Source organism: Streptomyces sp. NPDC048331 (assembly GCF_043201215.1).
In the GTDB taxonomy this organism is placed as follows: domain Bacteria; phylum Actinomycetota; class Actinomycetes; order Streptomycetales; family Streptomycetaceae; genus Streptomyces.
This window is the reverse complement of record NZ_JBICYT010000067.1, coordinates 1-25,831: the sequence shown is the minus strand read 5'-3', so window position 1 is coordinate 25,831 and position 25,831 is coordinate 1. Positions and strand designations below refer to the sequence as shown.

At 72.2% G+C, this 25,831-nt stretch carries 28 protein-coding genes; 15 read left to right on the top strand and 13 right to left on the bottom strand.

The window, feature by feature from the left end; genetic code table 11:
* Positions 1–307: 307 nt before the first annotated feature.
* From ACGFYY_RS40680 to ACGFYY_RS40670, 3 genes are read right to left on the bottom strand one after another with little or no spacing between them, the layout of a single operon-like run.
* Positions 308–1,636, bottom strand: a complete 1,329-nt coding sequence (locus tag ACGFYY_RS40680; protein ID WP_393717448.1) for a bifunctional RNase H/acid phosphatase — start codon at positions 1,634–1,636, stop codon at positions 308–310.
* A complete protein-coding gene (locus ACGFYY_RS40675) occupies positions 1,636–2,379 on the bottom strand; it encodes a zinc ribbon domain-containing protein (RefSeq protein ID WP_393717453.1) in 744 nt (247 codons plus the stop codon). Before ACGFYY_RS40675 ends, ACGFYY_RS40680 begins: the two co-directional genes overlap by 1 nt.
* Positions 2,376–3,236, bottom strand: a complete 861-nt coding sequence (locus ACGFYY_RS40670) for a Nif3-like dinuclear metal center hexameric protein (protein WP_365274693.1) — start codon at positions 3,234–3,236, stop codon at positions 2,376–2,378. Before ACGFYY_RS40670 ends, ACGFYY_RS40675 begins: the two co-directional genes overlap by 4 nt.
* Positions 3,237–3,583: 347 nt before the next feature.
* Between ACGFYY_RS40670 and ACGFYY_RS40665 the strand changes: the two genes are divergently transcribed.
* Entirely contained in the window at positions 3,584–4,639 is a 1,056-nt protein-coding gene (locus tag ACGFYY_RS40665) for a hypothetical protein (protein WP_393717445.1), read from the top strand.
* 83 nt (positions 4,640–4,722) lie between these two features.
* On the opposite strand, the gene ACGFYY_RS40660 is transcribed toward ACGFYY_RS40665, so the two are convergent.
* The 3 genes from ACGFYY_RS40660 to ACGFYY_RS40650 are packed head-to-tail and all read right to left on the bottom strand — an operon-like array spanning position 4,723 to position 7,680.
* Positions 4,723–5,664 carry a 3-oxoacyl-ACP reductase gene (locus tag ACGFYY_RS40660; RefSeq protein ID WP_393717443.1) on the bottom strand — a complete coding sequence of 314 codons (942 nt, stop codon included), beginning with the start codon at positions 5,662–5,664 and terminating at the stop codon, positions 4,723–4,725.
* 33 nt (positions 5,665–5,697) lie between these two features.
* Complete coding sequence (locus tag ACGFYY_RS40655; protein WP_393717441.1) at positions 5,698–6,774, bottom strand: Zn-dependent alcohol dehydrogenase; 1,077 nt, start codon at positions 6,772–6,774, stop codon at positions 5,698–5,700.
* A gap of 51 nt (positions 6,775–6,825) precedes the next feature.
* Entirely contained in the window at positions 6,826–7,680 is an 855-nt protein-coding gene (locus ACGFYY_RS40650; protein ID WP_393717439.1) for a MaoC/PaaZ C-terminal domain-containing protein, read from the bottom strand.
* A 296-nt stretch (positions 7,681–7,976) separates the two neighbouring features.
* Here ACGFYY_RS40650 and ACGFYY_RS40645 point away from each other — a divergent pair, with 296 nt between their 5' ends.
* The 3 genes from ACGFYY_RS40645 to ACGFYY_RS40635 all read left to right on the top strand — a co-directional run bounded on the left by ACGFYY_RS40645 (position 7,977) and on the right by ACGFYY_RS40635 (position 9,326).
* The gene (locus tag ACGFYY_RS40645; protein ID WP_365274708.1) at positions 7,977–8,330 is read left to right on the top strand and encodes a DNA-binding response regulator; all 354 of its coding nucleotides are present in this window, start codon (positions 7,977–7,979) and stop codon (positions 8,328–8,330) included.
* Positions 8,331–8,509: 179 nt separating this feature from the next.
* The gene (locus tag ACGFYY_RS40640; protein WP_365274678.1) at positions 8,510–9,070 is read left to right on the top strand and encodes a sigma-70 family RNA polymerase sigma factor; all 561 of its coding nucleotides are present in this window, start codon (positions 8,510–8,512) and stop codon (positions 9,068–9,070) included.
* On the top strand, positions 9,057–9,326 hold the full coding sequence (locus tag ACGFYY_RS40635) for a hypothetical protein (protein ID WP_365274675.1): 270 nt from the start codon (positions 9,057–9,059) through the stop codon (positions 9,324–9,326). Before ACGFYY_RS40640 ends, ACGFYY_RS40635 begins: the two co-directional genes overlap by 14 nt.
* 36 nt (positions 9,327–9,362) lie before the next feature.
* On the opposite strand, the gene ACGFYY_RS40630 is transcribed toward ACGFYY_RS40635, so the two are convergent.
* Genes ACGFYY_RS40630 through ACGFYY_RS40620 form a run of 3 tightly spaced genes read right to left on the bottom strand, consistent with a single transcriptional unit; the run spans position 9,363 to position 13,260 of the window.
* Positions 9,363–9,878 carry a hypothetical protein gene (locus ACGFYY_RS40630; protein WP_393717436.1) on the bottom strand — a complete coding sequence of 172 codons (516 nt, stop codon included), beginning with the start codon at positions 9,876–9,878 and terminating at the stop codon, positions 9,363–9,365.
* A 49-nt stretch (positions 9,879–9,927) separates the two neighbouring features.
* Positions 9,928–11,115, bottom strand: coding sequence for a lipid-transfer protein (locus tag ACGFYY_RS40625; protein WP_393717434.1), 1,188 nt, complete (start codon positions 11,113–11,115; stop codon positions 9,928–9,930).
* Positions 11,116–11,127: 12 nt separating this feature from the next.
* Entirely contained in the window at positions 11,128–13,260 is a 2,133-nt protein-coding gene (locus ACGFYY_RS40620; protein ID WP_393717432.1) for an acyl-CoA dehydrogenase, read from the bottom strand.
* Between the two features lie 132 nt (positions 13,261–13,392).
* On the opposite strand from ACGFYY_RS40620, the gene ACGFYY_RS40615 reads away from it, so the two are divergent.
* From ACGFYY_RS40615 to ACGFYY_RS40595, 5 genes are all read left to right on the top strand, one after another.
* The gene (locus ACGFYY_RS40615; protein WP_393717430.1) at positions 13,393–14,016 is read left to right on the top strand and encodes a histidine phosphatase family protein; all 624 of its coding nucleotides are present in this window, start codon (positions 13,393–13,395) and stop codon (positions 14,014–14,016) included.
* A 206-nt stretch (positions 14,017–14,222) separates the two neighbouring features.
* Positions 14,223–14,600, top strand: a complete 378-nt coding sequence (locus ACGFYY_RS40610; protein ID WP_365274660.1) for a peptidase inhibitor family I36 protein — start codon at positions 14,223–14,225, stop codon at positions 14,598–14,600.
* 100 nt (positions 14,601–14,700) lie between these two features.
* Positions 14,701–15,567, top strand: coding sequence for a hypothetical protein (locus ACGFYY_RS40605; RefSeq protein WP_393717427.1), 867 nt, complete (start codon positions 14,701–14,703; stop codon positions 15,565–15,567).
* 110 nt (positions 15,568–15,677) lie between these two features.
* The gene (locus tag ACGFYY_RS40600; RefSeq protein ID WP_393717425.1) at positions 15,678–16,031 is read left to right on the top strand and encodes a hypothetical protein; all 354 of its coding nucleotides are present in this window, start codon (positions 15,678–15,680) and stop codon (positions 16,029–16,031) included.
* 49 nt (positions 16,032–16,080) lie between these two features.
* Positions 16,081–16,785: a DNA alkylation repair protein gene (locus ACGFYY_RS40595; protein WP_365274652.1), complete on the top strand. Its 705-nt coding sequence runs from the start codon at positions 16,081–16,083 to the stop codon at positions 16,783–16,785.
* A 6-nt stretch (positions 16,786–16,791) separates the two neighbouring features.
* Here ACGFYY_RS40595 and ACGFYY_RS40590 read toward each other — a convergent pair whose 3' ends face one another.
* Genes ACGFYY_RS40590 through ACGFYY_RS40580 form a run of 3 tightly spaced genes read right to left on the bottom strand, consistent with a single transcriptional unit; the run spans position 16,792 to position 19,587 of the window.
* Positions 16,792–18,477, bottom strand: a complete 1,686-nt coding sequence (locus ACGFYY_RS40590; protein WP_393717423.1) for a serine/threonine-protein kinase — start codon at positions 18,475–18,477, stop codon at positions 16,792–16,794.
* Between the two features lie 35 nt (positions 18,478–18,512).
* Positions 18,513–18,779, bottom strand: a complete 267-nt coding sequence (locus tag ACGFYY_RS40585; RefSeq protein WP_393717421.1) for a DUF397 domain-containing protein — start codon at positions 18,777–18,779, stop codon at positions 18,513–18,515.
* Complete coding sequence (locus ACGFYY_RS40580) at positions 18,739–19,587, bottom strand: helix-turn-helix domain-containing protein (protein ID WP_393717450.1); 849 nt, start codon at positions 19,585–19,587, stop codon at positions 18,739–18,741. The genes ACGFYY_RS40585 and ACGFYY_RS40580 overlap by 41 nt, the downstream gene beginning before the upstream one ends.
* A 378-nt stretch (positions 19,588–19,965) precedes the next feature.
* On the opposite strand from ACGFYY_RS40580, the gene ACGFYY_RS40575 reads away from it, so the two are divergent.
* From ACGFYY_RS40575 to ACGFYY_RS40550, 6 genes are all read left to right on the top strand, one after another.
* Positions 19,966–20,610, top strand: a complete 645-nt coding sequence (locus ACGFYY_RS40575) for a class I SAM-dependent methyltransferase (RefSeq protein ID WP_393717419.1) — start codon at positions 19,966–19,968, stop codon at positions 20,608–20,610.
* 93 nt (positions 20,611–20,703) lie between these two features.
* The gene (locus ACGFYY_RS40570; protein WP_393717417.1) at positions 20,704–21,153 is read left to right on the top strand and encodes a hypothetical protein; all 450 of its coding nucleotides are present in this window, start codon (positions 20,704–20,706) and stop codon (positions 21,151–21,153) included.
* 240 nt (positions 21,154–21,393) lie between these two features.
* Complete coding sequence (locus ACGFYY_RS40565; RefSeq protein ID WP_393717415.1) at positions 21,394–21,984, top strand: hypothetical protein; 591 nt, start codon at positions 21,394–21,396, stop codon at positions 21,982–21,984.
* Positions 21,985–22,108: 124 nt separating this feature from the next.
* Positions 22,109–23,098, top strand: coding sequence for an N-acetylmuramoyl-L-alanine amidase (locus tag ACGFYY_RS40560; protein WP_393717413.1), 990 nt, complete (start codon positions 22,109–22,111; stop codon positions 23,096–23,098).
* A 153-nt stretch (positions 23,099–23,251) separates the two neighbouring features.
* A complete protein-coding gene (locus ACGFYY_RS40555) occupies positions 23,252–24,082 on the top strand; it encodes a hypothetical protein (protein WP_365274634.1) in 831 nt (276 codons plus the stop codon).
* 98 nt (positions 24,083–24,180) lie between these two features.
* On the top strand, positions 24,181–25,191 hold the full coding sequence (locus ACGFYY_RS40550) for an LLM class F420-dependent oxidoreductase (protein ID WP_393717410.1): 1,011 nt from the start codon (positions 24,181–24,183) through the stop codon (positions 25,189–25,191).
* A gap of 4 nt (positions 25,192–25,195) precedes the next feature.
* On the opposite strand, the gene ACGFYY_RS40545 is transcribed toward ACGFYY_RS40550, so the two are convergent.
* Positions 25,196–25,582, bottom strand: a complete 387-nt coding sequence (locus ACGFYY_RS40545; protein ID WP_393717408.1) for a hypothetical protein — start codon at positions 25,580–25,582, stop codon at positions 25,196–25,198.
* Between the last annotated feature and the right edge of the window lie 249 nt (positions 25,583–25,831).

Here is a 25,831-nt window from a genome sequence, read left to right as displayed (position 1 = left end):
CCCGCCGCCCCCCGCCGCCCCCCCCCCGCCGCGCCCCCCCCCCGCCCCGGCCCCGCGCACCCGCCCGCACCGGGAGCGGACCCCGACCCGCCACCCGACGCGGCCCAGCGAACCCGCCCGATCCCGCCCGCCCCGCCCGAGGGAACGCCGAGCCGAGGAGACACCCCCGCCCGGACCCGCGCACCCGCCCGCGCCGGGATCGGATCCCGACCCACAGACCGACGCCGCCCAGCGAACCGGCCCGATCCCGTCCGCCCCGCGCACCCGCCCGCACCGGGGTCGGATCCCGCCCGGCCCCCCGCCAGGGCTACCGCAGGTGGGACGTGTCGTTCAGGAGGCGGACCGAGGCGTTGCCGTCCGCGTAGTAGGCCACCGCCGACAGGGAGGCCGCCGAGAGTTCCATGCGGAACAGGGCTTCCGGCGGGGCGCCCAGGGCCAGGCGGACCAGGATCTTGACCGGGGTCACGTGGGTGACCAGCAGGACCGTGCGGCCCGCGTGCGCGGACAGCAGCCGGTCGCGGGTCGCCGAGATCCGGCGGGTGGCGGACATGAAGCTCTCGCCGCCGCCCGTCGGGGCCGCCTTCGGGGAGTCCAGCCACGCCTGGAGGTCGTCGGGGAAGCGCTGCTGCACCTCGGCGAAGGTCAGGCCCTCCCACGCCCCGAAGTCCACCTCACGCAGGCCCTCTTCGACCGTCACGGTGAGGCCGAGGCGGTCCGCGACCGCCTGCGCGGTCTCCCGGCAGCGGCGCAGCGGGGAGCTGATGACCGTCTGGATCGTGCCGCGGGCGGCCAGCGCCTCGGCGACCGCGGCAGCCTGCCGCAGGCCCGCCGGGGAGAGTTCGGGGTCGCTGCCGCCGCTGCCGGAGAAGCGCTTCTGCGGGGTGAGGGCGGTCTCGCCGTGCCGCAGCAGCACGAAGGTGGCCGGCGCCCCCATGTCCGGGCCCCAGCCGTGGCTGCCGGCGGCGACCGCCGGGGCATCGGCGTCGAGGCAGGGTTCGATCGCCTCGGTCAGGGCCTCGGCGTCGGCGAACAGCGCGTCGGCGAGCTCCTGGGTCGCCGAGGCCGGGCCCGCGCCGGCGGTGACCAGGGCCGCTCGCACCGCCGCGGCTCCCTTCGCCGCGTCCCCCGGCGGGCCCACGGGCTCCGGCGGGGTGGCGAGGGCGCGCGCCGCGCCGTGGTCGAGGGCGGCCGTGGACGCCGACGGCTCCCACTGCTTTCCGCGCTTGCCCGCGTCCATCGCCTCGTTCGCGAGCCGGTCCGCGTGCTTGTTCTGCTCGCGCGGGATCCACTCGTACGTCACCTGCGCGCGCGGCAGGATCCGCGCGGCCTCGGCGGCGAGCGGCTTCATGTCCGGGTGCTTGATCTTCCAGCGGCCCGACATCTGCTCGACGACCAGCTTCGAGTCCATCCGGACCAGGACCTGCGCGTCGGAGGCGAGTTCACGGGCCGCCGCGAGCCCGGCGATCAGGCCCTTGTACTCGGCCACGTTGTTCGTCGCGACACCGATGTACTCCGCACGCTCGGCCAGCGTCTCGCCCGTCGCCGGGTCGAGCACCACCGCGCCGTAGCCGGCCGGCCCCGGGTTGCCCCGGGACCCACCGTCCGCCTCCACGACGAACCGAACGGGCTTCCGCATCAGATGCCCGAGTCGGCCGCGCGGACCAGGATGCGGCCGCAGTTCTCGTGACGGACGACCTGGTCGCGGGCCGCGGCCTTGATCTCGTTGACCTCGGCCATGTCGAGCTCCAGGCGGCAGCCCTCGCAGCGGCGCTGGTACAGGCGCGCGGCACCGACCCCGCCCTGCTTGACGCGGATCTTCTCGTAGAGCGCCATCAGGTCGGTCGGCATGGACGCGACGATGACCTCGCGGTCCTTGGTGACCTTCGCGACCTCGGTGTCGATCTCGGAGGTCGCCGCGTCCCGGCGTGCGGTGGCGTCCGCGGCCTTGGCCTCCAGGGCCGAGACGCGCTCGGTCAGCCCGGCGACGCGCTCCTGCGCACCCTCCAGACGCTCCATGACCTCCAGGACCACGTCCTCCAGGTCGCCCTGACGCTTGGCGAGGGAGACGACCTCGCTCTGCAGGTTCGCCAGGTCCCGGGCCGAGATGCCCACGCCCGAGTCGAGCCGCTGCTGGTCGCGGACGGCGCGCTGGCGCACCTGGTCCACGTCCTGCTCCGCCTTGGTCTGCTCGCGCGCGGTGTCGCTCGCCTGGGTCTGGGCGGCGACGAGCAGGTCGCGCTGCTGCGCAAGGTCCTTGGTGAGCGAGTCGAGCTCGGCGTGCTCGGGCAGCGACTTGCGCTTGTGGGCGAGCTGAGACAGCCGGACGTCCAGCGCCTGGACGTCGAGAAGTCGGATCTGGTCGGCGGGCTCGGCGTTCAGTTGGGGGCTCCAGAGATAGAAGGGGGTGTGACGGACGGCGCGTGGGCCGTCCAAGGGTCGGTGACCGTGCGCGAGACGTGGGTCCGCAGACCCCAGCCGTGGCGCTCGGAGATCGCGTCGAGCTGCGCGGCCGCCTGCTCGCACCAGGGCCACTCGGTGGCCCAGTGCGCGGCGTCGACGAGGGCGAGCGGGCGGCTCGTCTCGCGGGCCTCGGACACCGGGTGGTGGCGCAGGTCCGCGGTCAGGAAGACGTCCACCCCTGCGGCGCGGACCTGCTCGAAGAGGCTGTCGCCGGAGCCGCCGCTGACCGCGATGCGGCGGACCGGCATGTCCGGGTCGCCGGCCACGCGGATGCCCTGGGCGGTCGGCGGCAGCCAGGCCGCGGCGCGGGCCGCGAACTCGCGCAGGGTCTCGGGGTGGTCCAGTTCGCAGATCCGGCCGAGGCCGCGACGGCCTTCCGGATCGGTCGGGTCGGGCACCAGGGGGCCGGTGATCCGCAGGTCGAGGGCGCCGGCGAGGGCGTCGGAGACTCCCGGGTCGGCGGTGTCGGCGTTGGTGTGGGCGACGTGCAGCGCGATGTCGTTCTTGATCAGCGTGTGCACCACGCGGCCCTTGAAGGTGCCGGCCTCGACGGTGGTGGTGCCCCGGAGGTAGAGGGGGTGGTGGGTGATGATCAGATCGGCACCCAGCTTCACCGCCTCGTCGGCGATCTCCTGAACGGGGTCCACGGCGAACAGGACCCGGGTGACCTCGGCGTCCGGGTCGCCGCAGACGGTTCCGACGGCGTCCCACTGCTCGGCCCGCGAGGGGGGCCAGAGAGCGTCCAGCGCGGCGATGACTTCAGAGAGACGGGGCACGGGCCAAGGCTACCGTCCGGGGCGACCGTCCCGGTCAGGACAGCCCTGCGGGACGGGACCCCGACCTTCTCGGTAGGACATACCGGATGAATTCCACCCTCGGCTCGGGGTCGGGCCCGGCGCGAGCCTGCCGCGGGCTCGACCCCGGACCGGCCGGAGACCGGTCCCGGACCGGCCGCGGCTCCCCGCCTCGATGCCGAACAGCACAAACGCCTCGTCCGACACGCACGAATCGCCGCCCGGACACCCGTATGTGTGAAGCGGTGTTGGTGGTGTTGTTCGCCGTGATGCCCGAAAACTAGCTTCCCCCCCGGAGGTGACCACGGATGACTGTCTGTGCCATCGAAATGACGACCACGACCGCGTTCACCATCGCCGCGGACGGGTCGTACGCCGCCCGGCTGGCCGGGGAGGGCGACGCTCTCTACGCGGAGCGCTGGACCCTCGCCGGGCCCGAGGCGTACGCGGTACCGCTGCCGCTCGCCCAGCCCGAGGAGGCGGACAGCGAGGTGCTGCCGCTGGCCGACGGGCGGGTGCTGATCCACCGGCGGGTGGCGGAGCGGCACGCGTTCGCGCTGCTGTACCCGACGGGAGCCGAGACCGGGCCGAGCACCGGGGAGCTCCAGCTGGGCGGGGTGGACGCGCGGGAGGGCGTACGGGTGCGCCTGCTCCCGCCGTGCCCGGCCGGATCCGGTGCCTTCGCCTTGGCCGCGGAGGACACCGTGACCACGGTCTGGCAGGTGACCGGGGACCCGTCCGGGCCCCGGCCCGTCGCCCGGATCCCGGGACGGTGCTCGGGCGGCGTCTGGCTGGACCGGGCGGGCCGCCTGCTGGCCCTGGACCGCGAGCTGGAGGGCGTCACCAAGGCCGTCGCCGTGGACCTGGCGGGTGGCGAGGTGTCCCCGCTGCTGCAGATCACCGAGGACAGCGACGACCGGCTGCTGCTGGCCGATCCGGACAGCGGGCTGCTGTTGATCCGCTCCGACGCCCCGGGCACCGCACGCCTCGGCTGGGGCGTGCTCGGCAGCTCCTTGCCCGTCCGCTTCCCGGAGTGCCTGGCCCGGCTGGGTGACGCCCGCCCGTTCGCGGCCCAGCCCGGCCAGTCCCTGATGCCGGAGACCTCCGGGGTGGCGCTGCGGCTGCCCGAGGGCGACATCGGGCTGTGGCGCCCCGCCGACCGGCACGTCTTCCGGCTCGCCGCCCCGACGGGCTGGCTCGGCGGGAGCGGCCTGTGGAGCGCGCAGGGCCGCCTGCACCTCCCGTACGCGACCCCCGAGGTGCCCTGCGGGATGGTCGGCCTGAACCTGCCCCTCTCGCCTCCCCCGCCCGTGGTCGTGGAGCCGCGCACGCCGACCGCCCCCCGCCCGGTCCCGCTGCAGCAGGCACCGCTGGGCGGACGCTGAAGCGGAGGGCGAAGCGCGGAGGGCGAACGACGGAGGGCGAACGACGGAGGGCGAACGACGGAGGGCGGTCGCCGCCCGCGGACTCAGGCGTGCTTGAGGCCCAGCACCTCCGTCGCGGCGAAGGTCTCGTTCGCCGGGCGGGAGTCGTAGTGCGGGGTCAGGAGCTCGTCGAGCTCCTCGTAGGAGAAGGACTCCTTGGCCGTGTCGAACTTGGCGGCCACCCTCGGGCGTTCCATGACGGCCACGATGCCGCCGTGCACGACGAACAGCTGGCCGTTGGCCTTGGCGGAGGCGGGCGAGGCCAGGTAGCCGACGAGCGGTGAGACGTGCTCGGGGGCGAGGGCGTCCAACTTGCCCTCCTCCGGGACCTGGAAGCCGGCGAAGACGTCCTCCGTCATCCGGGTACGGGCGCGCGGGCAGATGGCGTTGGCCGTCACCCCGTACTTGGCGAGCGCGAGGGCGGTGGAGGTGGTCAGGCCCACGATGCCGCCCTTGGCCGCCGCGTAGTTCGGCTGACCGGCCGAGCCCCCGAGGAAGGCCTCGGAGGAGGTGTTGACGATCCGGCCGTAGACCGGGCCACCGGCGGCCTTCGAGCGCTCGCGCCAGTGCACGGAGGCGAAGTGGGTGGTGTTGAAGTGACCCTTGAGGTGGACCCGGATCACCGAGTCCCACTCCTCCTCCGACATCGAGAAGACCATCCGGTCGCGCAGGATGCCCGCGTTGTTGACCAGGATGTCCAGCTTCCCGAAGCTCGACACCGCCAGCTCGACCAGCTCCCGCGCCTGCTCGAAGTCGGCCACGTCGCCCAGGTGCGCCACCGCCCGGCCGCCCGCCGCCCGGATCTCCTCGGCGACCTCCTCCGCCGGGGCGGCCGAGGCCTCCCCTGAGCCGTCCCGGCCCGGCTGGCCGAAGTCGTTGACGACCACGCTCGCGCCGAGCCGCGCGAGTTCGATCGCCTCGGCCCGGCCGAGCCCGCGGCCCGCGCCCGTCACGATGGCGGAGAGCCCCTCAAGTGGGAGTGACATCCGTAGCGTTCCTCTCGCAGGTCTTCGAGCAGGTCAGAGTTCGATGCAGGTGCGCAGGGCCACGCCCGTACGCATCTGGTCGAGCGCGTCGTTGATCTCGGCGAGCTGCACCCGGTGCGTGATGAGGCTCGCCAGGTCCACCCGGCCGGCCCGCCACAGGGCGATGGTGCGCTCGTAGGAGCGGAGCACGTCCCCGCCCCCGTACATCGAAGGCAGGATCTTCTTCTCGTCGAAGAAGAGCGAGAACATGTCGATCTGGTAGTTGTCGTCCATCGCGCCGGCGCCGACGATCACCACGCTGCCGCCGCGGCGGGTCATCTTGTAGGCGGTCTGGGCGGTCGCGGACTTGCCGACGACCTCGAAGACGTAGTCGAAGCCCTCGCCGCCGGTGATGCGGTTCTTGGCGTCGTCGAAGGCCTCGGGGCCCACGGCCTCGGTGGCCCCGAACCGGAGGGCCGCCTCGCGCCGCGACTCCACCGGGTCGACGGCGATGATCTGGGCCGCGCCCTGGACCTTGGCGCCCTGGATGACGGAGATGCCGACGCCGCCGCAGCCGATGACGGCGACCGAGGACCCGGCCTCCACCTTGGCGGTGTTGATGGCCGCGCCGAGGCCCGTGGTGACACCGCAGCCGATGAGCGCGGCGATGTCGAAGGGCACGTCGTCGGGGATCGGGACGGCGCACGCGGCGTCGACCACGAGCTCCTCGGCGAAGGTGCCGGTCGCGGCGAAGCCGAAGATGTCACCGCCCGCGCGACGGAAGTTGGGGGTGCCCGCGTTGACCAGGCTCGCCAGGCACAGGTGACCCTGGCCGCGCTTGCAGGACGGACAGTGGCCGCACGGCGGCAGCCAGCAGACGAGGACCCGGTCGCCCTGCTCGAGGGTGGTGACCCCGTCACCGACGTCGGAGATCACCCCGGAGCCCTCGTGCCCCGGGATGAACGGGGCGGGCTGCGGCAGGACGCCGCTCATCGCGGACAGGTCCGAGTGGCACAGGCCGGTGGCCTTGACCCGGATCTTCACCTTGCCCGGGCCGAGGCCCACGGCCTCCATGTCGTCGACGACCTCGAGCTTGTCCTGGCCGATCTCGCTCTGCAGTGCTGCGCGCACGGTGCGGCTCCTTGGGTCTCGTACTCGTACGGTCCGGTTCTGTACTCGTGGTCACGCGTGCTCGACGACGGTGTCGGCGAGGACCGGCGCGTCGTCCCGTTCGACGGCGGTCACCGACACCAGGACCCGGCCGGGCTCCTGCCACATCCGGATGCGCAGCGTCTCGCCCGGGAAGACGATCCCGGCGAAGCGCGTGCGGTAGGCGCGGACCCGGGAGACGTCCCCGCCCAGAGCCGTGTCGACGACGGCCTTGAGGGTCATCCCGTACGAGCACAGGCCGTGCAGGATCGGCTGGTCGAAGCCGGCCGTCTTGGCGAACTCGGGGTCGGCGTGCAGCGGGTTCCAGTCGCCGGAGAGGCGGTAGAGGAGCGCCTGGTCCTCGCGGATGTGCCGCTCCTCGACGCGGTCCGGGGCGCGCTCGGGCAGTTCCTCCCGGACGGAGGGACCGCGCTCGCCGCCGAACCCGCCCTCGCCCCGTACGAAGATCTGCGCGTCGCTCGTCCACAGGGGCCCGTCGGCGTCGGCGACCTCGGTGCGCAGGACGACGACGGCGGCCTTGCCCTTGTCGTAGAGGGCCGCGACCTTGGCGGTGGAGGTGGCCCTGCCCTTGACGGGGATGGGCCGGTGCAGCTGGATGGACTGGCCGCCGTGCAGCACGTCGGCGAGGTTGATGTCGATGCCGGGGGCGGCGAGGCCGCCCATCATGGCCATCCCGGCGCCGGCGACGGTCGCGAAGCTGGGCAGGACGTGGAGCTTGGATTCGAGGGTGTAGCGCAGCTCGTCCGGGTCGGTGGCCGGCCGGCCCGCGCCGAGGCCGAGGTGGTAGAGCTGGATGTCCTTGTGGTCCCAGCCGATGTCCCCCAGGCGGGGGTCGGCGGCGAGGGCCTTGGCGGCATCGATCGGCATGGGGGTGCTGCTCCCTGTCGTTGGAGAACCGGGGCCGTGGCAGAGCGGGGGCGAAGCTGTGGAAGAGCCTGGAAGAGCCGTGGAAGACCTCGGTGCGGCCGTCCGCACCGTCGGCCGCACCGAGGTCGCATGCGAGGGCCGGTTCTAGAACGCGTTCTAGGCCCGACCGGTGAGGGAATGTATAACGCACACCCCCACACTTGGGAAGACTCTTGACTTCACGTCAGATCAGCTGCGCGCGGGGCGTGTTGCGCGCCCGCCGGGAGGCGGGGCAATACCCTGCCCGCGTGGAAGAAATGCCTGTTGACCACCGTGAGGTCCGCGCCCTGCGCGTCCTGCTGGAGCCGCCGAACCCGGCTCTGGCGCTCCAGCTCGGTCTCCAGCCGGACATCGAGGTGGTCCGGGACCCCATGGCCCGGCCCGCGGTCGCCCTGGTGGAGGAGCTCTCGGCCGTCACCGCCCTGCTGGCCGACGATCCGGAGTGCCGGGTGCTGGTCCTGACGGGCTCGGCGCACCCCGGCCTCGCGGAGGCCGCCCTCGCCGCCGGCGCGGTGGGACTGGTGCTGCGGGACGGCCCGATCGGGGACCTGGCAGACTGCGTCCGGCGCGCCTCGACGGGCGAGACGGTGGTGGACCCGGCCCTGGGATGAACTCGATCGGATTCCTGCGAATCCTTTCGCGGTGCCCACGCCTCTTATGCATGTGCCGACGCCGAGATCGGCACCTGACCTGGAGGTTGTCGTGACCACTCTTGTCGTCGTGGGCGCCGTCGTCCTGCTCCTGCTCTGCACCTGCACCGTCCTCGTGGCGCGCCGACGGAGCCGCTCCCGTGGCTGAGTCGACCTGGCCCGCCGAGCCTCTGATCCTCGCCGCGCAGGGCGGGGACCTCGACGCGGTCACCGCGCTGGTCTCCGGATCGCACCCGAACGTGCGGAGGTTCGCGTACTCGCTGTGCGCCTCTCCCGAGGACGCCGAGGACGCGGCCCAGGAGGCGCTGATCATCCTCTACCGGCGGATCGGCATGCTGCGCGCGTCCGGCGCCCTGGCCTCGTGGATGTTCCGCATCGTCCGCAACGAGTGCCTGCGCCGGGCCAAGCTGCTGCCCCGCGAGCGCACTCCGCTGCCGGACACCGGGGAAGCGGCGATGTCGGCCGAGGAGGAGGTACTGGAACGCCTGGAGGCGGCCCGGGTGGCGCGGGCGATCGCCGCCCTCCCCGCCGACCAGCGGCGGGTGCTGATCATGCGGGACATCCAGGGCTACAGCGGCCGGATGGCCGCGGACGCGCTCGGGCTCAGCCCCGCCGCGATGAAATCACGGCTGCACCGGGCCCGCGCGGCCCTTCGCCACACCCTTTACCCGACTCCTGGAGGCGACGATGCCGATCACTGACGGCCCCGACTTCGCGAGCTCCTCCCTGCCCCGACACCTGGCCCGCGGCGCGATCGGTCTCGGCGCCCTGATCGGCTCCGTCGCCCTCCTGCCGGTCTACGGCCCGCTGACCCTGGCCCTCGCCCCGGTCGGCCTGCTGGCCCTGCGCGGCTGCCCGATGTGCTGGGCGATCGGACTGGCCCAGACGCTGTCCCGGGGCCGCCTGCAACGGGAGTGCACGGACGGCCGCTGCGAACTGAAGGTGGCACCCCACTGATCCGGGCCCGCGGGCAGGGCGGGCCGGGCGGGGCCGCTACGAGCCGTCGCCGGCCCGCTCCTGCCCGAAGGCGGCGAGGAGCTCGTTTTCGCCCGGTGCGGTGAACAGCCGCTTGGGCAGCGCCACGAGGCACGTCCGGCGGCGCGAGCGGCCCACGAACACGTGCAGCCGGGGCGTCTCGTGGTAGTAGCGCATCTCGTCCCACACGATCCGCTGCGACTCCTCGCCCCGGAACACCTCGATGCCCGTACCGTCCACCACGACCCGCTTCTCCTCGGCGGCCCGGCCGCTGCGGAAGCCCCGGGCCACCGCCCACCGCGGCAGCAGGAGCAGCGCGAAGAGGCCGTACGCCGCCGCGATCCCGAGGGGGACGGGGTGCAGGGTGAGACCGCCGGAGGACAGCGACACGCCCGCCGAGGCGAGCAGGACCGTACCGAGGGCGCCCACGATCCGGCCCCGCCGGAACAACCCCGCCGCCTTGGCGGCCTCGTCGTACTCGTCCCTGGTCACGCTGCCGGTGGCGCTGAAGGACGCCTCACGTATGTCACTCACGGGGGCGGAGCCTAGCGCTCCGCCCCCCGTGGCCGAAAGCGCGTTCCGATCACCGCCGCAGGAGGGTGACCACCGCCGCGCCGCCCAGCCCGATGTTGTGCGCCAGTCCCACCCGCGCCCCCGCGACCTGCCGCGGCCCGGCCTCGCCCCGCAACTGCCAGACCAGCTCCGCCGCCTGTGCCAGTCCGGTCGCCCCCAGCGGGTGCCCCTTGGAGATCAGCCCGCCGGAGGGGTTCACGACCCACCGCCCGTCGTAGGTGGTGGCGCCCGACTCCACCAGCTTCCCGGCCGCGCCGTCCTCGCACATGCCCAGCGCCTCGTACGTCAGCAGCTCGTTGATCGAGAAGCAGTCGTGCAGCTCCACCACGTCCACGTCCTCGATGCCGAGCCCCGAGGCCTCGTACGCCTGCCGGGCCGCGGCCACCGTCATCGGCTTGCCGACCACGTCGATGCAGGAGCCCGAGGCGAAGGAGGCCTCGGTGTCCGTCGTCATCGCCTGGCCGACGATCTCCACGGCCTTGTCGTGCAGCCCGTGCCGCACCACGAACCGCTCGGACACCACCAGGGCCGCCGCCGCGCCGTCCGAGGTCGGCGAGCACTGGAGCTTGGTCAGCGGCGCGTGGATCTCCTTCGCCGCGAGGATCTCGTCGACCGAGTACACGTCCTGGAACTGCGCGTTCGGATTGTTCGCCGAGTGCCGGTGGTTCTTCGCGCCGACCGCCGCGAGCTGGGCGGGCGTGGTCCCGTACCGCTCCATGTGTTCCCGCGCCGCATTGCCGAAGATCTGCGCCGTGGGCGGGGACATCTCGAAGCCGTGCCCCGCGGCCATGATCCCGTAGTGCCGCGCCACCGGTGAGGTCTTGAAGTCACCGCCGTCGGCGCCACCGCCCAGCGCGCCGCGCTTCATCTTCTCGAAGCCGAGCGCCAGCACGCAGTCGCTGATCCCGCCCTGCACGAACTGCCGCGCCATCATCAGCGCCGTCGAACCCGTCGCGCAGTTGTTGTTGACGTTGTAGACCGGTACCCCGGAGAGCCCCAGCTCGTACGCCGCCCGCTGGCCGGCGGTGGAGGCCTGGAAGCAGTAGCCCACCGGGACCTGCTCGACCAGTCCGTAGTCCACGCCCGCGTCCGCGAGCGCCGCCGTCCCGGCCTCCTTCGCCATGTCCCAGTACTGCCAGTCCCGCGACTCCGGCTTTTCGAACTTCGTCATGCCGACGCCCACGATGTACGACTTCATGCCCGACAACTCCTAGTCCCTGGGGAGGCCGAGGATCCGCTCGGCGACGACGTTGAGCTGGACCTGCGTGGTGCCCCCGGCAATGGTCAGGCAGCGGGACATGAGCATCCCGTGCACCGCCCGCTCCCCCACCCCCTCCCGCACCGCGCCCGCCGGTCCCAGCAGTTCGAGCGCGAGCTCGGCGGTCCGCTGCTGGTGCGGGGTCTGGACGAGCTTGCGTACGGACGCACCGGCGCCCGGCTCCAGCCCCGACACCTGCTGGAGCGTGGTGCGCAGCCCGATGCAGGCCAGCGCGTGCGCCTCGGCGGCGAGGGCGCCGATCCGGGCCCGGTACGTGCCGTCGAGGTCGGCGGCGCGCGCGAGGAGCGCCTCCAGGCCGGTGTCGAAGGTCATCTGGTCGGCCATGTGGACGCGTTCGTTGCCGAGGGTGTTGCGGGCGACCTTCCAGCCGCCGTCGGCCGCGCCGACCAGCGCGTCCGCCGGCAGGTCCACGTCGTCGAAGTACACCTCGTTGAAGAGGGCCTCGCCGGTGATCTCCTTCAGCGGCCGGACGTCGATGCCGGGGGTGTTCTTCATGTCGACGACGAAGTAGCCGAGCCCCTTGTGCTTGGGCGCGGCCGGGTCGGTACGGGCCAGCAGGATCCCGAAGTCGGCGCTGTGCGCGGAACTCGTCCATACCTTCTGCCCGTTGACCCTCCAGGAGCCGTCCTCCCGCCGCTCCGCCCGGGTCCGCAGCGAGGCCAGGTCGGAGCCCGCGCCCGGCTCCGAGAAGAGCTGGCACCAGGTGACGTCGCCGCGCAGGGTCGGCAGGAGGTAGGTCTCCCGCTGCGCCTGCGTCCCGTAGGCGAGCAGCGAGGGCACCACCCAGGTGGCGATCCCGAGGTCGGCGACCTTGACGCCGGCCGCGACCAGCTCCTGCTGGACGACGAGCTGCTCGACGGGTCCCGCGCCGAGCCCGTACGGGGGCGGCAGGTAGGGGGCGGCGTAGCCGGTGGGGGCCAGGATCCGGCGGGCGGTGGCCGGGTCGAGCCCGCGGGCGTCCGCGATGGCGGTCCGGACCCGCGCGCGGTACGTCTCGGCCTGCGCCGGGAGTTCCAGGCGCAGCTCGCGCCGCGCACCGCCCGCCGCGCACCGCACGGCCCGGACCCGATGTCCGTCGCCGGGTCCGAGGAGCTGGCGGGCGACCAGCGCCCGCCGCAGGTAGATGTGGGCGTCGTGCTCCCAGGTGAAGCCGATCCCGCCGAGGAGCTGGATGCAGTCCTTGGCGCAGGTGTAGGCGGCGTCCAGGGCGGTCCCGGCGGCGAGGGCGGCCACCAGCGTGCGCACGTCGGCGGGCTCGTCCATGGCCTGCGCGGCGTCCCAGGCCAGCGCCCGGGCCTGTTCCAGCCGGACGAGCATGTCGGCGCACAGGTGCTTGACGCCCTGGAACTGTCCGATGGGCCGGCCGAACTGCTCGCGCACCTTCGCGTACTCGGCGGCCGTGTGCAGGGCCCAGGCGGCGGTGCCGCAGGCGTCGGCGGCGAAGAGCGTGCAGGCCAGGTCACGGACCAGGGCCGCGTCCAGGTCCAGCAGCCGGTCGGGGGCGGTGGCGACCCCGCGCGCCCGCACCTCGGCGGTGGGGCGGGTTGGGTCGGCGCTCTCGTGCGTACGGATGTCCAGCGCGGCGGCGTCCACGGCGAACCAGCGGGTGCCGTGCGCGGCCTCGGCGGCGAGCAGCACCAGGTCGGCCTCGCCGGCGCCGAGGACGGGCGGCGCGAGTCCGTCGAGCAGGTACCCGCCGCCTTCGACGGCGACGGCGGTCAGCGTCCCGGGCCCGAGCGCGACCGCCCCGACCCGGCCTTCGAGCGGCTCGGCGCCGGCCTTGTCCAGCAGTACGGAGGCCAGCGCGCTCGGCAGGTACGCCCCGGGCAGCGCGGCCCGTGCGGCCTCCTCGACGACGACGGCCAGGTCGAGCAGGGTGCCGCCGTCCAGGTGCGGGTCGAGCAGCCCCTGCGCGGTCAGCGCGTCCCAGTAGGCGGGCCGCGCGCCGGTCTGCGGCGGGGTGTCGAGCAGCTTGCGGACCTCTTCGGGAGGCACGGCCCGCGCGACCCAGCCGCGCACCGCCTCGGCCAACTCCCGTTGCTCCTGCGTGATTCCGATGCCCATGCGCGGCAGACTAGAACACGTTCCAATCTGACGGAAGGTCAGATGGAGGGTGAGTCGGCGGCGGGAACCGGCGTCGGAGGGGGCTACGTCCCTCCGGGCACAAGATCGATCACCGGTTCGAAGGAGTCACGCATGACCGGCACGGCCACCCGATACCTCTACCTCGTCCGACACGGCGAGGCGCTGCCGGACGAGAGCGGGCTCACCGAGAACGGCCGCCGGCAGGCCGTACTGCTCGGCCGACGCCTCCGGGACGCCCCCCTCACGGCCGTCCATCACGGCCCGCTGCCCCGGGCGGAGGAGACGGCGCGCCTGATCGGCGACCAGCTGACGGGCGTTCCCCTGCACCGCTCGGAAGAGGCCGGCGACTACGTCCCGTACCTGCCGGACCGCGCGGAACTCCCGGCCGAGTCGGCGGACCTCTTCCTGAACTTCCTCGAAGGCGCCTCCGCCGAGGAGCGGGAGCAGGGGCCCGAGCTGGCCCGCCGGGCGATGGACCGGTTCACCGGTCCGGTGGACGGCGACGAGGATCGGCACGAGCTGGTCGTCACGCACAACTTCCTGGTCGCCTGGCTGGTTCGGGACGCCATGTTCGCGCCGAAATGGCTCTGGCTCGGCCTGAATCATTCCAACGCCGCCCTGACGGTCATCCGGTACGCGCCCGACCGGCCCGCCTCCGTCCTGTTCTCCAACGACATGCGGCATCTGCCGAATGAGCTGCGATGGACCGGCTTTCCGCCCGAGTTGCGCATCTGAGACCGGCCCCGACAGGCGGGTCCCCCAAACCCGATACACCCCAACCCGGGCTTATATACAGGCTGTTGAGTACCAATGGACCAGTCACTATAGTCGGCACCGACACGGCCGGCCCGGGTCCGAGCGTGCCGTTATCGGGAACCATCTCCCCTTCGTCGCGCCCGTTTCGGCGTCGGCGAGAGCACCACGACATAGGGGGATGAATCATGCGCATGAAGCGGACCCTGGCACTCTTGGCCGCCGCGGCCGGCGTCACGATCGGAATGGCCACCCCGGCCAACGCGTACGCCTGCCAGACCGGCTTTTTCTGCCTCTACTACAACTCCAATCAGGGCGGAGCCCGGTGGTTCACGGACGGCGACGTACCCAATCTCGCCGGGGAAACATTCACCACCTGGGCCAATGGTGAGGGCGAGCCGGTGAAGAACAATGCCGCGTCGACCCAGAACGCCTCGAACTACTGTTACCGGGTCTACTACAACTCGAACTACGCCGGCCCGTACGACACCGTCCAGGCGCACACGTCCCGGAACCTCGTGAACACGTACAACAACAACGCTTCCGTCCGGGACATGATCTGCTGAGCATCGGCACCTGGACCGGGAAAGGGTGTTCCGCAACCGCCTTCCGTGGCCGCGGAGCACCCTTTCCTGCGACCCGTAGAGGAATCCGTAGAGGAAGCCAGTGAACGTGACGACCCTTTCCTCCCGCGCGTGCGCCGGCCTGACGGTGCTCCTGCTCCCGCTCCTGTCGGCGTGCACGGCCGACCCCGCCGCCCCCGCCGCAGCCCCGAGCCCGACCTCGGCGCACCGGCTCGCCGACAGCAAGGCCCTCAAGCTGCCGCTGGACGATTACCTGCTGACGACGACCGACGCGGGCGAACTCGCCCGCGCCCGCGATTCCCTCATGCGGCGATGCCTGGGCGGATTGGGTGCCCCATATACCCCCAGGGCGCGGGAAAACGCCGATATCGAAACGAACGAGCGACGCTACGGACTGGCCGACGCGGAACTCGCGAAGCAACACGGATACCACGTGCCAGACATGGTGAAAACGACCGAAGACCCCCCATCGGCGATCATGCCGCTCGTCACGGGCGAAGCCACCACGCACAACGGCGTCCCGGTACCGGAAGGCGGGTGCGCGGGGCAGGCGCAGCGGGAACTCCACGAGACCGATCTCCAGGGAGCCCTGGCCCTTCCCCAGAAGCTCAACATGGAAAGCTACCTGAAGTCCCGGAAAGCCCCCGCGGTGGTGAAGGCGACCGAAGCATGGTCGGCATGCATGAAGGAATCCGGTCATACCTACCCCGATCCGCTCGCCGCGATCAACGACAAGGAATTCAGCTCCGCGACCGCCGGCGCCCACGAGAAGGAAGTGGCGCTCGCCGACGTCCTGTGCAAGGAGAAGGTGAATCTGGTCGGCATTTGGTCCGACGCCGAAAGCGAATACCAGAAGGTCGCGATCGAAGCCAACAGGAGCGTCCTGGCGGAGCCACTGGCCGCCAAGCAGAAGACCATGGCCGCCGCTAAGGCCGCGGCCACGCAGTAGCAACCCGTGGCCGCCGGTGTGGAATTCGCGTGGCCGCCGGCTTCGTGGTGCCGGCAACGTCCGGTCCCCCGACCCGCCGTACCGGCGGACCCGTTCCGAAAGCGACGCACATGACCGCCCCGCAGACAACGACGACCTTGTGGCGCCCCACCGGCCCCGAGGAGCTGGCCCTGGTGCGGGAGCTGAACTGGCGCGCGTGGCCGCCCCGACTGCCCGAGCAGCCGATCTTCTACCCGGTCCTCGACGAGGACTACGCGATCAGGATCGCCCGGGACTGGAACGTGAAGCACAGCGGCGTCGGCTTCGTCACCCGCTTCGAGGTCGACACGGAATTCCTGAGCCGCTACCCCGTCCAGCAGGCGGGCGGGCGCACCATCCTGGAGCTCTGGGTCCCGGCCGAGGAGCTGGAGGAGCTCAACGCCCACATCGTCGGCGAGATCCAGGTGGTCCACGAGTTCCGCTGAGGCGGCCGTAGGGTGGCCGGAACTCATCCACGACGGGCAGGAGGCCACGATGACCGGAACGGCCGGGACGACCGGGATCACGGTCGAGCAGGTCATGGCCGAGCTGGCCGGGCTGGAGGACCCGCGGATGCGCGAGGTCAACGAGCGGCACGGCGACGATCACGGCGTGAACCTCACCCAGCTGCGCGCGGTCGCCAAGCGGGTCAAAACGCAGCAGGACCTCGCACGCGACCTGTGGAGGACCGACGACAGCGCGGCCAGGCTCCTGGCCCTGCTGATCTGCCGCCCGAAGGCCTTCGAGCGCGACGAGCTGGACAGCATGCTGCGCGAGTCCCGCACCCCCAAGGTGCACGACTGGCTCGTGAACTACGTCGTGAAGAAGAGCCCGCACTCCGAGGAGCTGCGGCTCGCCTGGTTCGCGGACCCCGATCCGGTGGTCGCGAGCGCCGGCTGGGCCCTGACCACCGAACGCGTCGCGAAGAAGCCCGACGGCCTCGACCTCCCGGGACTGCTCGATGTCATCGAGGCCGAGATGAAGGACGCCCCGGAGCGTCTGCAGTGGGCGATGAACCACTGCTTGGCCCAGATCGGCATCGAGCACCCCGAGCACCGCGCCCGCGCGATCGACATCGGCGAGCGCCTCGAAGTCCTCAAGGACTACCCGACTCCCCCGAACTGCACGTCCCCGTTCGCGCCCGCCTGGATCGGCGAGATGGTGCGGCGACAGCAGGAGAAGCAGCAGGGGAAGCGGTAGGAGGCCTCAGCGGGACTTCTTGGCGGGCGCGGCGGCCAGCGCGGCCTTGGCGACCTCCTTGGCCTTCTGCTCGCAGCCCCCGGTCTGGGCGAGGCCGACCTTGACGATCAGATTGCCGTGGCGGACGGCGAGCTCACAGGTCCACTCGGTGTCGACGGTCCTCCAGTACGCCCCGTCGCCGAATCCGAGGCCGTTCGCCCGCTTCCCGGCTGCCGCGTCCGTGGCGAACTCGGTCTGCTGGAGCCTTGCGTTGGCGGAATCGCCTCCGCCCCGCTTGACCTCCCACCGCACCATCGCGATCCACTTGTCGGAGACGGGTTCGTACCAGGAGCACATCGTCTTCGCCTCGAAGTCCTTCGCGCTGTGGAAGTCCTCCTGGGGATCCCGCCCGGTCAGCGGAATGTTCCGGGACGCCTCCGGACAGGCCGGCGCGTCGCTGTAGGCGGCGGGATCGGCGCCTTCCGTCTTCCGGTCCAGGGTGGTGTACGCGCCCACACCGGCACCCGTCGCCACCAGCACTCCGGCTGCCACCAGCGCCACGGTGCGAGACCGCCTGCGCGGCGGTGCGGGCGGCGGCGTGGGAGACGACTCGGTCGGCGGGCTCGTCGGCCGGGGAGGAACGGCGGGCGGGGCCGGCTCCGCCCGCTCGGCCGCACGCTCCACCACCTCATCGGGCGCGGGAGCGACCTCCGACTCCGACTCCGACTCCGGGCCCGCCGCCGCCTCCGGCTCGGGCTCGGGCTCGGGCTCGGGCAGGGACTCCTGCGGCACTGCCCCGACCGCCGCCCCACCGGACAGCAGCCGGTCGATGGCGGCGCGCTGGTCGGCCAGCATCCGGTCCACGGCGGCCGGCCACTGCCGACCGGCCGGGGCGACCGGTCCGAGGAGTTCCAGCAGCTCCGCCGGCGTGGGCCGGGCGGCCGGGTCCTTGGCCAGGCAGCGCTCCACGATCCCGCGCAGCCCGACCGGTACCGCGCTCAGGTCGGGGGTGGAGTGCACCACGTCGTAGAGCGTCCGGAGGGTCGAGGCCCCGGCGAAGGGGCTGCTGCCGGTGAACGCCATGACCAGCATCGAACCGAGCGAGAACACATCGCTCGCCGGGGTCAGCGGCTTGCTCTCGGCCTGCTCGGGCGACATGAACGACGGCGAACCGATCACCCACCCGGTGCGCGTCAGCCCGGTGTCGCCCTCCGCCTCCGCCTCGCCCTCGGTGACGCGCGCGATACCGAGGTCGATGACGCGTACGCCGTCCTCGGTGAGGAGTACGTTGTCGGGCTTGAGGTCCCGGTGGATCAGCCCCGCCCGGTGGATCTCCGCGAGGGCCGACGCCAGCCCGGCCGCGAGCCGGTGGACGGCGGCCTCGTCCAGCACCCCGTCCGCCTTGACCACGGCGCCCAGCGAAGGCCCGGCCACGAACACCGAGGCCAGCCACGGCGTCGGCGCGTCCGGATCGGCGTCCATGACGGCGGCCGTGTAGGCGCCGGAGACCTTCCGCGAGGCCGCTACCTCGCGCCGGAACCGGGCCCGGAAGCCCGCGTCGTCGGCGAAGTGCGCGAGCACCTGCTTGACGGCGACGAGCCGCCCGTCAGGCCCCGCGCACAGCAGTACCCGCCCCATGCCGCCCTGCCCGAGCACACCGGCCACCTTGAACGGCCCCACGTGCGTCGGACCGTCCGGTCCCACGTGCTTCATGTCCCCCCGACTCCCTCCCCCTCGTCAGGGGCGGATCATACAGAGACGGACCTCACGAAGGCCTGGAACGCGGCCGGTTGGACGGTGAAGACGGGGCCTTCGGGGTTCTTGGAATCCCGTACGGCGACGAGGCAGGGCTGCGCGGCGATCTCGACGCAATCACCGCCGGTGTCGCCGCTGTACGAGGACTTGAGCCAGCCGGTGTCACCCAGCGGCGCGCACTCGACGCACTGGCCGCCGGTGTCGCCGCTGTACGAGGACTTACGCCACTGCGCGCCCGTCAGGTTCCGGATGGTGTCCATAACGCTCCTCCATTACGCGGGCGATCCGTGCCGCCGAGTCCTCCAGGGACAGGGCGGCTGCCTGCAAATGATCGTATCGGAGCGAACCCTCCCTGAGAGCTTGCGGATTGGCCGTCATATGGCCCTGGACGAAGTCCTCGGTGTAGACGATGTCCGGGTCCTCGTCGAACCGCAGAAGGTTGAACGAACCCATCACTCCCGTATGGGCACCCGCCTCGAACGGCAGGATCTGCACCTTCACCCACTCCCTCCCCTGTAGGGCCAACAAGTGGGCGAGCTGGTTCCGCATGACCTCACGTCCACCGACCTCCTGGTGCAGCGCGGCCTCGCTCAGCACCACCCACATCAGCGGCGGGTCTTCGCGGTCGAGGATCCGCTGCCGGTCCATCCGCGCGGCCACCTTCCCGTCGAGCTCCCCCTCGGTCCGCACCCCGAGCACGGCTCGCGCGTAGGCGGGCGTCTGCAGCAGCCCGTAGACCAACTGAGCCTGGAAGGTGGAGATGTACGAGGCCCGCGCCTCCATCTCCGCGTACGGCTGGAACCACGTCGGCAGCACGCTCCGCAGGACCAGACCCACCAGCCGCGAGAACACCCCGCCCGTGCCCAGCGCCGCGTCCACCCGCTCCGAGAAGTCCCGCGTCGGGACCCGCTTCGTCGTCTCGATCTGGCCGATCAGCGAGCCCGTACAGAAGACGATGCCGCCGAGCTGCGCCTGGCTGAGCCCCGCTTCCTCCCTCAGCCGCCGCAGTTCGTAGCCGAAGTAGTCCAGCGGCGAAGCGCTGGGATCGAGTTCGCGGATCTTGACCATGAGGAGGTCACCCCCAAGTTCACGCTGTTCGGCGTTCATGCCGCTGTCGCCGAGCGTAATGACGCCGCGACGCCAGGGGGTTGGAACCGTCCAACTGGTCATCGTCCGGTCGAAATCGGTAACCCTTCGGCACGGTCGGCCACATTGCGAACGCGCGGGAGGAGGTCGAAGAGCGGTACGCGCTGGACGGCGGGGTGACGACGGTGCTCGACTTCGGCATCGCCAAGGGCGCGGTCGGCAGCGACGCCGGCCCAGGAGGTCCACCCGGCTGTTCGGCCGCTGACGGGGCGGCGGCGTAGGAGCCTGCCCCGGCCGTAGCGCCCTACCGGCGGGTAAGGCAGCATGGGCCGCCACACGTCGCTCAGCAGGAGGAACACCATGGCCGCCCAGCCCAAGCCGGAGACCCTCGCCGCCTTCGAGGCCGCCAAGGGGTTCATGCCCGTACGGGAGGGTCTCGCCCTGTACGAGGCGGCCACCGCGGCCGGGGCGCTCGGGCTGCCGCTGCTGGAGGTCGGTACGTACTGCGGCCGCTCCACCATCCTGCTCGCCGACGCCGCCCGCGAGGCCGGCGTGGCGGCGATCACCGTCGACCACCACCGGGGCAGCGAGGAGCAGCAGCCGGGCTGGGAGTACCACGACCCGACGGTCGTGGACCCGGAGGTCGGGCTGATGGACACCCTGCCGACCTTCCGCCGGACCTTGCACAAGGCCGGGCTGGAGGACCACGTGATCGCGATCGTCGGCCGGTCCCCTCAGGTCGCGGCCACCTGGGGCGGCAAGCTCGGCTTCGTCTTCATCGACGGCGGCCACACCGACGAGCACGCGAGCGGCGACTACGAGGGCTGGGCCCCGCACGTCGCGGAGGGCGGCACGCTCGTCATCCACGACGTCTTCCCGGACCCGGCCGACGGCGGCCAGGCCCCGTACCGCATCTATCTGCGGGCCCTGGCCTCCGGCGCCTTCGAGGAGATCTCGGTCACCGACTCACTGCGCGTGCTGCGACGCACGGGCGCCGGCGTCTAGGCCGCACCTTCCGGGTCTTGCCGGACCCGCACCTGCCGGCACCGCACGCAACGGCAGATGCGTGCAGCTGCCAATGGTCAGGCACAATGCGGTGTGATCTGTGACGTCTGCGGCCATGAGATGCGCCGGATGCCGGTGGCCGAACCGCCGATGCGGTGGGAGCCGGCGGTGAAGGAACGCTGGTTCTGCCCCTGGTGCTACGCCTGGACCGAATTCGGATACGACCCGCGCGAAGTCTCGCGACCGCAGTACGGCTACATATCGTGGGGGCGGGCGGAATCCCCGCAGCTCCCGGAAGACGTCGCCCACGCGTACGACGCGGCGTACGCGTACTCCGCCGATGGCGTCGGTGCGACGCTGTGCGGCATTGCCCACGAGGGCCTCGACGCCTCGCCGTACCCGTTCGTGGCCAAGTGGCCGAATGCCTGCGAGGCGTGCAAGGAGGCCGTTGCGGTCATCGACGCGCGCTGGCCGCTCGAAATGCGGAACGGCAACAGGGTCTCTCCCACCCCGCCGCCGGGTTCCGACTGGCCGCCCTTCTAGGCCGCTCCGAGCCGCCGACCATGCCCTCGGACGCCCCCGGGAGCGGACCGACGACACCTCCACGTCGTTCACTCCGGACGATTCTGGCCAACCTGTCAAGAATTACTTCACAGGAGGCAAGAATTCGCAGATGATCACCTCTGTCCTCCATGGGAGAGGCCGGAGTGAAGATGGCCGCCCCCTTCCACCGGTGAGCCGCGGACAGGGAAGCATGACGTGAATTCATCGCGCACTCGCACCATGTCCGTCCTTCCGGTCCTCGGAGCGGGTGTTCTGATCGGCGCGATCGGTGCGCTCTCGGGCAAGTTCGATACCCCGATCTTCCACGTCACGGGCGTCGTGTTCGCCGGGGGATGGTCGTGGGCGTGCTTCGCCTTCCTCGTGGGATACACGCGGCGATCGAAGGTCGAGTCGGCCTGCCTGGCCTCTTCGGCACTGGCCGTCGGCGTGGTCGTCTACTACGTGCTCAAGTGGCTGAGCCCCGTCGCTCCGATCGGGATGTCGGCCGCCGGGATGGAATCGGACGGGATCTCGTCGGGAATCATCGCCTGGGGAATCGCCGGTCTGCTGTTCGGTGTCCCCATGGGTCTCTTCGGAAATCTGGCACGAATCCCCGGAATCGGCGGACTCGCCTTCCGCCTCCTGGTTCCACTCATCGCCTTTGTCGAGACTTCCGCACGTCTGGCGGCGGAAGCCGACACGGCGGGGAAATTCGTCGAGGTGACCTGGAACACGATTCGCGTGCTCGCCGTCCTCACCGCCCTGGCTCTGGTGGGGCACATGGTGTGGGAGTGGGTGCGCTCGGCGCGCAAGCGGGAAAGCCGGGCCTGACTGAGGCGCCGGTCACACCCGGCATACGCATATGACCTGATGAACGCCGGGCAGACAATCGCACCACGCCTTCGGATGGCCTACGGTCCGGACGAGGGGCGGAAGGCGGGTCTAGCATCGCGGCGTGCGCAACGACAACAGCCCCCCGCCCCCCGAGTCCGGCTCGTCCATCGCCCCGGACAGATCCTGGTTCACCCGACGCTCCACGCTCGTCGTCGGGGTTGCCGCGCTCGCCCCGGCCGCTCTGGCGGGCTGGGTCCTGACCCAGGCGTTCGCCGGGTCGGGGTCCGGCGGGCCTGCCGGCTCGGCGCCGCAGTCCGCCTCGCACTCGGCCCTGTCACCGGGCCAACGGGACGCCAAGCCGGGCTCCGCCACCGGTGAGAGCGCGAGCCCCAGTGCGAGTACGAGCACCGCCGCGGCCGCGCCCGCACCCGCGAAGGGCCCGCTCACCGGCAAGACCGTGGTCGTCGACCCCGGCCACAACGCCGGAAACTTCGAGCACACCGAAGAGATCGACCAGCAGGTCGACATCGGTACGAACCGCAAGGAATGCGACACCACCGGCACCACCACCAACGCCGGCTACAAGGAGGCGGACTTCACCCTCGACGTCTCCCTGCGCCTGCGCACCGCCCTGGAGGCCCAGGGCGCCAAGGTGGTCCTCACCCACCAGGCCGACCGCCCGTGGGGCCCCTGCATCACGGAGCGTGCCCGCATCGGCAACGAGGCACAGGCCGACGCCGTCGTGTCCGTCCACGCCGACGGGGTCTCGGCGGGCAACCGCGGCTTCCACATCATCCTCCCGGCCAAGGTCAAGAGCGGGGCCGCCGACACCGCGAAGATCGTCGAACCGTCCCGGCAACTCGGTGAGCGGATCGCCGGGAACTTCGCCCGGACCACCGGCTCCGCACCCGCCAACTACCTCGGCAGCGGTACCGGATTGGTGGTCCGCGACGATCTCGGCGGACTGAACCTGTCAACTCGACCCAAGGTGTTCATCGAATGCGGCAACATGCGTGACGCCAAGGACGCGGCGCAGCTGACGAGTCCGGAGTGGCGGCAGAAGGCGGCTCAGGGCATCGCGGACGGCATCGTCGGCTTCCTCGGCGGGTAGGCCCCCTCGGGAGTCCGGCGGGACCACCCGCCGACCCGATCATCTCGGCCGTCGGAAACCTCCGTACCATGGTGCCGCCCGCCCTGCTGCAGACACGTTCTGCGACCGTGGCACCACGAGACGACGACCGAGACCGAGAAGGACACCTGAGACGTGAACATCCGCTCCCTCACTCGAGGCGACGGCGTGGTGATCGGAGCAGCGGCGCTGCTGTTCATCGCCTCGTTCCTCGACTTCTACTCCGCCACCGGCGTCGACCGGCCGAGCCCGTGGGACCTCGGTGCCAACCACCTGACGCTCCCCAGCATCTTCCTGCTCGGCTTCATCGCCGCGGGTCTGCTGATCGCGGCCCGCTTCCAGCCGGAGCGCAAGGTGGTCGGCCTGCCGCTGACGGCGTGGGGCACCGTGCTCGCCGTCTCCGCCGCCTGGTCGTCGGTGTGGGCACTCATCGCGTGCCCGGAGCTGCTCGACCTGGGCGCGGGCTCCATCCTCGCCCTCATCGCCACGCTGGCCCTGGCCGGTGTGGCCGTGGCCGGGGCGAAGGTCCCGGCGCTGGCCGGCCAGCTCGTTCCGGAACCGCGACCCGCGGCGGTCCCGCCGTACGGTGGCCAGCCGGGCCAGCCCCAGCCGGGTGCCGGGTACGGCTACCCGGGCGCGCAGCAGACCCCGTACGGCTCCACCCCGCAGCCGGTCCCGCCGTACGGCGGCACGCCGAACCCGACCCCGACCCCGGGTCCCGGTCCGCAGGACGCGCAGCACACCCCGGCGCCGGCTCCGGCGGCGGACTTCACCCCCTTCTGGTTCGCCGTGCCGGTGGCCCGTCCCCTCTACGCGGAGGACGGCTCACCGACCCCCATCGCCGAACTCGCCCCGGGCACCTGGTACCTGGCCGTCGAGCAGCGTGGCGCCGCCACCCTGATCGCCCAGACCCAGGACGGCCGCCGCGGCGTCCTGAACGACACCTCGGGCATCCAGCGCGGCTGACCGCCACCCGGAGCCGGACCGACGGCCCCCCGCCCTTCCGGGCGGGGGGCCGTTGCCCTACAGTCACCTGACGCCTCGTCAGATTCTGGAGGGACCGCATGCGCCTCGGACTCGCACTCGGCTACTGGGGCCGCGGCCCCGCCCCCGACCACCTCGACCTCGCCACCGAGGCCGAGAACCTCGGCTACCACTCCGTGTGGACCGCCGAAGCCTGGGGCTCGGACGCCTTCACCCCCCTGACCTGGATCGCCGCACACACCTCCCGGATCCGGCTCGGCACGGCCATCGCGCAGATGGCCGCCCGCACCCCGACCGCCACCGCCATGCACGCCCTGACCCTGGACCACCTCTCCGGCGGCCGGATGACGCTCGGCCTCGGCCTGTCCGGGCCACAGGTCGTCGAAGGCTGGTACGGGCGCCCCTTCCCCGCCTCACCCCTCACCGCCACCCGCGAGTACGTGGACATCGTCCGGCAGGTGCTCCGCCGCGAGGGCCCGGTCGCACTGGACGGCCGCTTCCACCACCACCCGTACCGCGGCGAGGACGGCACCGGCATCGGCAAACCGCTGAAACCGATCACCCACCCGCTGCGGGCGGACCTGCCGATCCTCCTCGGCGCGGAGGGCCCGAAGAACATCGCCCAGACCACCCGGATCGCGGACGGCTGGCTCCCCCTGTACTGGTCCCCGACCCGCACCGACGTCTACCAGGCCTCCCTCACCGACCTCCCCGAGGGCTTCATGATCGCGCCGATGGCCCGTGCCAAGGTCTGCGACGACGTCGCGGAGGGACTGCTCCCGGTCAAGGCCATGCTCGGCTTCTACATCGGCGGCATGGGCCACGCGGCCCGCAACTTCCACGCCGACCTGATGGCCCGCATGGGCTACGAGGAGGAAGCCCGCCGCATCCAGGAGCTGTTCCTCGCCGGCCGCAAGGAGGAGGCGGTCCTGGCCGTGCCGGACGCGTTCGCCGACGAGATCTCCCTCATCGGCCCCCGGGAGCGGATCGCCGAACGCCTGGAACTCTGGCGCAAGGGCCCCGTGACCGACCTCCTCCTGACGGCCCCGGACCCCCACACCCTGCGCGTCCTCGCGGAACTCAACACCTGAGGGATCAGGCTTCCGCCTGCGGCACGGCCTCCAGCAGCTCCCGCACGTCCAACGGCATCACGGCGATCTCCACGCTCCCGCCGCCGTCATAGACACAGGCGACGATCCGCGAGCCGGGGTTGATGGAGATCCCCTCCTTCACGGAGGGCACCCGGATCCCGGTGGCCCGCCCACCGGGCAGCGCCACCGGCTCCCCCCGCTGCGGAACCCACCGGGCCACGCCCTGCTCCCCGTACACCCGGCCCGGCCGCCAACGGCCTTCCCCGGCCGGAATCCGGACCATGCACGGAATCCCGGGCACCGGCCCGGCGGCGGTCCGCGCACGATGCTTGCGCCGCAGCAGCCACCCGGCCCCCACGGCGGCGAGGACAGCCACCACGATCTCGATCACGCCCCCATTGTGCGCTGCCCCTGGCCGGGCGGTGCCGTGGCCCTGGCCGGGCGGTGCGGGTTCGTTTCCGGGTGCGGTCCGGTGGCCGCGCCTCAATCGCCGGCGGGGCTGGGGTCGGGCCACCGGGCCGGTGGGGTGGGGGTACGGGGCCGCCGGGGGGTGTCTCCTCGGCTCGCGCGGTACCCCGGGTCTCGGCCGTGCCCGGCGGTGCGCGCTCGTCCTGCGGGGACACCCCCCACCGTCCCCACA

Excerpts from the sequence above, each read along its gene's own strand:
- ACGFYY_RS40600 (WP_393717425.1), top strand. The coding sequence starts at position 15,678 with ATGACCGCCCCGCAGACAACGACGACCTTGTGGCGCCCCACCGGCCCC.
- ACGFYY_RS40595 (WP_365274652.1), top strand. The coding sequence starts at position 16,081 with ATGACCGGAACGGCCGGGACGACCGGGATCACGGTCGAGCAGGTCATG.
- ACGFYY_RS40645 (WP_365274708.1), top strand. The coding sequence starts at position 7,977 with ATGCCTGTTGACCACCGTGAGGTCCGCGCCCTGCGCGTCCTGCTGGAG.
- ACGFYY_RS40550 (WP_393717410.1), top strand. The coding sequence starts at position 24,181 with ATGCGCCTCGGACTCGCACTCGGCTACTGGGGCCGCGGCCCCGCCCCC.
- ACGFYY_RS40660 (WP_393717443.1), bottom strand. The coding sequence starts at position 5,664 with ATGTCACTCCCACTTGAGGGGCTCTCCGCCATCGTGACGGGCGCGGGC.
- ACGFYY_RS40585 (WP_393717421.1), bottom strand. The coding sequence starts at position 18,779 with ATGGACACCATCCGGAACCTGACGGGCGCGCAGTGGCGTAAGTCCTCG.
- ACGFYY_RS40565 (WP_393717415.1), top strand. The coding sequence starts at position 21,394 with ATGTCCGTCCTTCCGGTCCTCGGAGCGGGTGTTCTGATCGGCGCGATC.
- ACGFYY_RS40665 (WP_393717445.1), top strand. The coding sequence starts at position 3,584 with ATGACGACCACGACCGCGTTCACCATCGCCGCGGACGGGTCGTACGCC.
- ACGFYY_RS40590 (WP_393717423.1), bottom strand. The coding sequence starts at position 18,477 with ATGAAGCACGTGGGACCGGACGGTCCGACGCACGTGGGGCCGTTCAAG.
- ACGFYY_RS40610 (WP_365274660.1), top strand. The coding sequence starts at position 14,223 with ATGCGCATGAAGCGGACCCTGGCACTCTTGGCCGCCGCGGCCGGCGTC.
- ACGFYY_RS40650 (WP_393717439.1), bottom strand. The coding sequence starts at position 7,680 with ATGCCGATCGATGCCGCCAAGGCCCTCGCCGCCGACCCCCGCCTGGGG.
- ACGFYY_RS40615 (WP_393717430.1), top strand. The coding sequence starts at position 13,393 with ATGACCGGCACGGCCACCCGATACCTCTACCTCGTCCGACACGGCGAG.
- ACGFYY_RS40575 (WP_393717419.1), top strand. The coding sequence starts at position 19,966 with ATGGCCGCCCAGCCCAAGCCGGAGACCCTCGCCGCCTTCGAGGCCGCC.
- ACGFYY_RS40625 (WP_393717434.1), bottom strand. The coding sequence starts at position 11,115 with ATGAAGTCGTACATCGTGGGCGTCGGCATGACGAAGTTCGAAAAGCCG.
- ACGFYY_RS40680 (WP_393717448.1), bottom strand. The coding sequence starts at position 1,636 with ATGCGGAAGCCCGTTCGGTTCGTCGTGGAGGCGGACGGTGGGTCCCGG.
- ACGFYY_RS40620 (WP_393717432.1), bottom strand. The coding sequence starts at position 13,260 with ATGGGCATCGGAATCACGCAGGAGCAACGGGAGTTGGCCGAGGCGGTG.
- ACGFYY_RS40580 (WP_393717450.1), bottom strand. The coding sequence starts at position 19,587 with ATGGTCAAGATCCGCGAACTCGATCCCAGCGCTTCGCCGCTGGACTAC.
- ACGFYY_RS40635 (WP_365274675.1), top strand. The coding sequence starts at position 9,057 with ATGCCGATCACTGACGGCCCCGACTTCGCGAGCTCCTCCCTGCCCCGA.